5 protein-coding genes are annotated in these 5,344 nt (G+C 73.2%); 3 read left to right on the forward strand and 2 right to left on the reverse strand.

The features are described 5' to 3' along the window. Nucleotides 1–127: 127 nt before the first annotated feature. Together ACWGIU_RS28615 and ACWGIU_RS28620 are read right to left on the reverse strand one after the other, a co-directional pair. The gene (locus ACWGIU_RS28615) at nt 128–619 is read right to left on the reverse strand and encodes a DUF2771 domain-containing protein (RefSeq protein ID WP_453710546.1); all 492 of its coding nucleotides are present in this window, start codon (nt 617–619) and stop codon (nt 128–130) included. Nucleotides 620–798: 179 nt separating this feature from the next. Continuing rightward, nucleotides 799–2,160, reverse strand: coding sequence for an MFS transporter (locus ACWGIU_RS28620; RefSeq protein WP_453710548.1), 1,362 nt, complete (start codon nt 2,158–2,160; stop codon nt 799–801). Between the two features lie 328 nt (nt 2,161–2,488). On the opposite strand from ACWGIU_RS28620, the gene ACWGIU_RS28625 reads away from it, so the two are divergent. The 3 genes from ACWGIU_RS28625 to ACWGIU_RS28635 all read left to right on the forward strand — a co-directional run bounded on the left by ACWGIU_RS28625 (nt 2,489) and on the right by ACWGIU_RS28635 (nt 5,282). Further along, nucleotides 2,489–3,412: a DUF3027 domain-containing protein gene (locus ACWGIU_RS28625; protein WP_453710550.1), complete on the forward strand. Its 924-nt coding sequence runs from the start codon at nt 2,489–2,491 to the stop codon at nt 3,410–3,412. 48 nt (nt 3,413–3,460) lie between these two features. Beyond that, a complete protein-coding gene (locus ACWGIU_RS28630; RefSeq protein ID WP_453710551.1) occupies nt 3,461–3,691 on the forward strand; it encodes a hypothetical protein in 231 nt (76 codons plus the stop codon). Nucleotides 3,692–3,812: 121 nt separating this feature from the next. Beyond that, the gene (locus ACWGIU_RS28635) at nt 3,813–5,282 is read left to right on the forward strand and encodes a flotillin family protein (RefSeq protein ID WP_453710553.1); all 1,470 of its coding nucleotides are present in this window, start codon (nt 3,813–3,815) and stop codon (nt 5,280–5,282) included. The last annotated feature ends 62 nt before the right edge of the window (nt 5,283–5,344 follow it).

The raw sequence follows: 5,344 nt of genomic DNA on the forward strand, positions 1-5,344 counted from the left end.
GTACCGCAGGGGCAAGGTGCGTGGCTCAGGACCGAACGTGTCCGGATGAGGGGTCAGCCCGGTGGTGACGGAGTCTGCCTCCGCCGCCACCGCGGTCACGACGAGCGCGCGCACCGCTGCCGCCCGGTTACTTGAGCTTGAGGTCGAAGGACCAGACGGCGAGCGGCTTGCCGTCCTCGGCGGTCTGCAGGAACGCCAGCTTCTTCGAGGCGGGGGCCTCGCCCTGGCCGCCGGTCGCGAAGACGTCGGCGCCGGGGAAGCTGCGGTAGGTGTTCGAGGAGGGCTCGGTGATCGGCTGGCCGTCCAGGACCGCCGACCAGCGCCTGCCGTCCTCGACGATCTCCGGCTCGACCCCGAGGCGCAGGGTGTCGCCCCGGGCGTACTCGACGGTCTTGGGGTTCTTGAGGTTGGTGAGGCACTCCTGGACCTGGTCCATGGAGAGCTCCTTGCCGTCGTTGTGGCAGGAGGCTTCGGCGGACACCGACGAGGTGCCGACCGTCACGGTCGCCAGCGGCGTCGGCTTCTCGCCGCAGGCAGAGAGAAGGAGGAGGCCGGCGGACACGGCTCCGAGGGCCGCGACGCTGCGGTGGGCCCTACCCGAGAAAAGCGGTGCGGTCATGAGCCGAAGGCTATCGGGCCGGTGGGCTGCGCCGCCGCACGGGGTACCGGTGGCCTGCGGCGCGGCGTTGCTCCGGTTGCGCGAAGCCCCATTCCGAGGCATGCCGGGTGTGGCGCCGTTGCGGGGGCCCTGCCCCCGGACCCCCGCACCTCGGACGCCGGCGAGGGCTGATTTTTTCGCTACGCCACGCGGGGCCGGGAGGTGTCCGGGTGGTGGGGGCGGGGGGCCGAGAGGACGCCGCGCAGCGCCATCGTCGTGCCCAGGGCCACGATCGCCGCGGCCACCGACATCCCCAGTACGCCGTTCAGCGGCAGCACGATGCCGATCGCGCCGCCCAGCACCCACGCCACCTGGAGCAGCGTCTCCGACCGGGCGAAGGCCGAGGTCCGTACCGCCTCCGGCACGTCCCGCTGGATCATCGCGTCCAGCGACAGCTTCGCCAGCGCCTGGGAGAAGCCCGCCGTGGCGCCCAGCACGGCCATGAACAGCCCGCTGAAGAACACCGCCGCGAGGACCGCCACGGCCAGCGTCAGGCACAGCACCGCCGCGATGATCGCCTCCGGCGCCCGCGCCCGCAGCCACGCGCCCGCCGCCGTGCCGCAGGCGTTGCCCACGCCCGCCGAGACGCCCACGATGCCCAGCGACACCGCGGCGCTCTGCCCCTCCAGGGGATGCTCGCGCAGCAGGAACGCCAGGAAGAAGATCAGGAACCCGGACAGCGCACGCATCGAGGCGTTCGCCAGCAGCCCGCACAGCACCGACCGGCTGACCGTCCGCAGGCCCGGCCGCTTCGAGTGCGCCTCGTGCGTGGACAGCCGCGCCCGGCGCTCGCCCTTGGCCTCGTCCACCTTGTGCGGCAGCGTGAACGCCGCGAACGTGCCCCCCACGAAGATCAGGCACGCCCCGTACAAGGGCCACTGCGGCCCGATCAGATGCAGCGCGGCACCGAGCGGCGCCGCCACGCCCGTGGCCAGCAGACCGGCCAGTGTGACCCGCGAGTTCGCCTTGACGAGTGAGAATTTCGGCGGCAGCAGCCGGGGCACCACCGCACTGCGCACCACCCCGTACGACTTCGACGCCACCAGCACACCCAGCGCCGCCGGATACAGCTGGATGCCCCCCGTGGCCACCGCGCCCGACATCAGCACCGCCAGCAGCGCGCGGGCCAGCATCGCGGCCGCCATCGAGGCCCGGCGGCCGTGCGGCAGCCGGTCCAGGAGCGGGCCGATCACCGGGGCCAGCACGGTGAAGGGGGCCATCGTGATGCCGAGGTACAGGGCCACCCGGCCCCGTGCCTCGTCCGTGGGAACGGAGAAGAACACCGTCGAGGCCAGCGCCACCGTGATCAGCATGTCGCCGGCGCCGTTGATGGCGTGCAGCTCGATCAGCTTGCCGAGGCCCGACTCACCGGCCCCGTGCGCGTGCGTGGCCCGCCGGATCCCGCGCGCCGGAAGGTGCAGCGCACGCCCGACAGCCCGGCCGGCCCGCCTGGCCGGTCCCGAGCCGTCGTCGGACGACCGTACGGGTGCCACACTCGACATAGTGCCCCACCCGGCCCTCCGGGGGCGCCTCCCGGCGCGTCGCGCACCCGGTGGCTTGTCCGCGAATCGGACCTTGCATGTGTGCCCGAGGCTTAAGAGGAGGTAGCGTGCGTAGCGCGCCACCGGCGGTTGCTCCTGGCCGCGCGCCTCTTCGTGATCCCGCAGAATGGGTTGCAGTGAGGTGCGCCCGGAGTCCGATCGGGTGCGGACGTCGACGCGGCCCTCTGGTCCGCTCCGCCCGTGCCACGTACGGACAGCACCGGCGGGTCGTTGTGGACGACAGTACGGACGGCGCACACGTGAGACGGCGTAGGAGAGAACGAGACCAGTGAGTGCTGCGACGACGCGAAGCCGTACCCCGCGTACCCCCGACCGCCTGTGCGTCGAGGCGGTAGAACTCGCCCGCGCGGCGGCCGAGGAGGCCGCCTTCCCCGGAGTGGTGGGCGCGCACGTCTCCGCCGTGGCGGAGGGCGACCGCGTCGTCACCCACTTCTTCGAGTCCAAGGAGCCCGGCTACCGCGGCTGGCGCTGGGCCGTCACCGTGACCCGCGCCTCCCGCGCGAAGAACGTCACGCTCGACGAAACGGTGCTGCTGCCCGGCGACGACGCGCTGCTGGCCCCCGAGTGGGTGCCGTGGAGCGAGCGACTGCGCCCGGGCGACATGGGCCCGGGCGACCTGCTGCCCACCGACGCCGAGGACCTGCGCCTGGAGCCCGGCTGGTCGGGCGAGGACACCCCGCCGCCGAACTCGGTGGTCTCCACCGAGATGGCCGAACTGGTCGAGGCCGAGGACGCCGACGTCACCGATCGCGCCGTGGTCCCCGTACGCGGCTCGATCACCTCGGTCGCCGAGGAACTGGGCATGCGCCGGGCGCGCGTGCTGTCACGGTACGGGCTGCACACCGCCGCCGACCGGTGGGACGAGTCCTTCGGCGCGAAGACCCCGATGGCGCAGGCGGCACCCGCGTCCTGCGTCTCCTGCGGCTTCCTGGTGGCCATCGGCGGCTCGCTAGGCCAGGCCTTCGGCGTCTGCGCGAACGAGTTCAGCCCGGCCGACGGCCGTCTGGTCTCGCTGTCCTACGGCTGCGGCGGCCACTCGGAGGCCGCGGTCATGCCCGCGCCGCTGCGACCGGCCCCGCCGGTGCTCGACTCGATGGCCTCGGACGAGTTCACCCTGCGGCCGGCGCCCGACACCGGATCGGTCCCGGTCTCGGAGTCCGACCTGCCGGCCGAGGACCTCGGCCACTCGTAGCCCGCCCGGCCATCCCCTTCCGGGGGCCGTGCGGCGTACCCTCCCCCCATGGGGGACACGGGTGCCGATACGGAGATGGTGGGACTGACCGGCCGGGTGACCGGCACGGTCGGGCCGGGGCTGGTGGGCGAGGTCATCGTCCGGATCCGGGGCGGGGCGGAGCACTTCCTCGCCCACCCGGTCTGGGGGACCGGCCGCCTCGCCGTCGGCACGGTGGTGACGGTGGTCGAGTACCTGCCGCCGCGCACGGTGTACGTGATGGCCGCCTACGACAACTGACGCCCCGTCCCACCTGTACGTATCAGGATGGCGACAAGACGCGGCACGCATCTTCCGGCCGGGCCGCGGCAGGCGCAGACTCGGCCTCGTCGGTGCCGAACGGCACCGCGCTAAGGGGGCGTTGCCGATGGCTATCGGCGTCGTGGCGGGAATCGTTCTCGCCGCAATCGTGGCTCTGATCGGCCTGTTCAAGCTCATGTGGCGGGTGGCCGAACCGAACGAGGCACTCGTCATCTCCGGTTCCACGCACAAGACCGAGGGCCTCGGGCAGGGCATGGGCTTCCGGATCGTCACCGGGCGGGGGACGCTCGTACTCCCGGGCGTGCAAGCGGTACGGAAACTGTCCCTGGACCTCAACGAGACACAGCTGTCCGTGGACTGCGTCACCCACCAGGGCATTCCGCTGCGGGTGAAGGGCGTCGTCATCTTCAAGGTCGGCGACGACCTCGTGTCGATCGCCAACGCGGCCCGCCGCTTCCTGGACCAGCAGAAGATGATGCCCGAGCGCGTGCACATCGTCTTCGCGGGCCATCTGCGGTCCATCGTGGGCGGTCTGACGGTCGAGGACATGATCCGCGACCGGGAGAAGCTGACGGGTCAGACCCGGATGGCCTGCGGTACCGAGATGGAGAAGCTCGGCCTGATCGTCGACTCGCTGCAGATCCACGAGATCGAGGACCCGACCGGCTACATCAAGAACCTGGCGATGCCGCACGCGGCGGCCGTGCAGCGGGACGCGCGGATCGCGCAGGCCGAGGCGAACCGGCTGGCCACGGAGGCCGAGCAGGCCGCCTTCGCCCGGATGGCCGAGGCGACGCGCGACAGCGAGATCCTCCAGGCCGGCTACCAGGCCGAGCGGGACAAGGCGGCGGCGACGGCCCGGCAGGCGGGCCCGCTGTCGGAGGCGGCCGCGCGCCAGGAGGTCGTCGTCCAGGAGACCCGGGTCGCGGAGCTGGAGGCGCACCGGCGCGAGCAGCAACTGCAGGCGGACGTACGCAAGCCCGCGGACGCGGCGGCGTACGAGACCCGCACCCGGGCCGAGGCCGAGCGTGACGCCCGGATCTCGGCGGCGCAGGCGAAGGCGCGGGAGACGGAGCTCGCGGCGGCCGCCGAGGCGACGCGGGTGACGACGGCGGCGACCGTGGACGCGCAGGCCGTGGAGGCACGGGGCTTCGCGTCGGCGAAGGCCACCCGGGCGACCGGTGAGGCGGAGGCCGCGGCCACGCAGGCGCGGGGCCTCGCGGAGGCGGAGTCGGCGAAGGCCCGCGGTCTCGCCGAGGCGGAAGCGATCAAGGCGCGGGCCGCCGCGCTGGCGGAGAACCAGGAGGCGGTCGTCGCCCAGCAACTGGCCGAGAACTGGCCGGCGATCGTGGAGGCGGGTGCCGGGGCCTTCGGGAACGTGGAGCACATGGTCCTGCTGAACGGGGCCGAGGGCATGTCGGAGATGTTCGCGAAGGCGCTCACGATGGGCGGCACGGGTCTGGGCGTGGCCCGCCAGCTGCTGGCCTCGATGGGCCGGGCCCCGACCCCGGACACCACGGCCCCGGCCTCCCCGCCGGTGAACGGCCGCATCCCGATCCACGAGGAGTAACCGGGCCCGGCGCCCGCGCCCCGACTCAGCCCCTCCGGCGTCCGAGGAGCGGGGTCCGGGGC

It is taken from the genome of Streptomyces sp. NPDC054840, assembly GCF_053611065.1.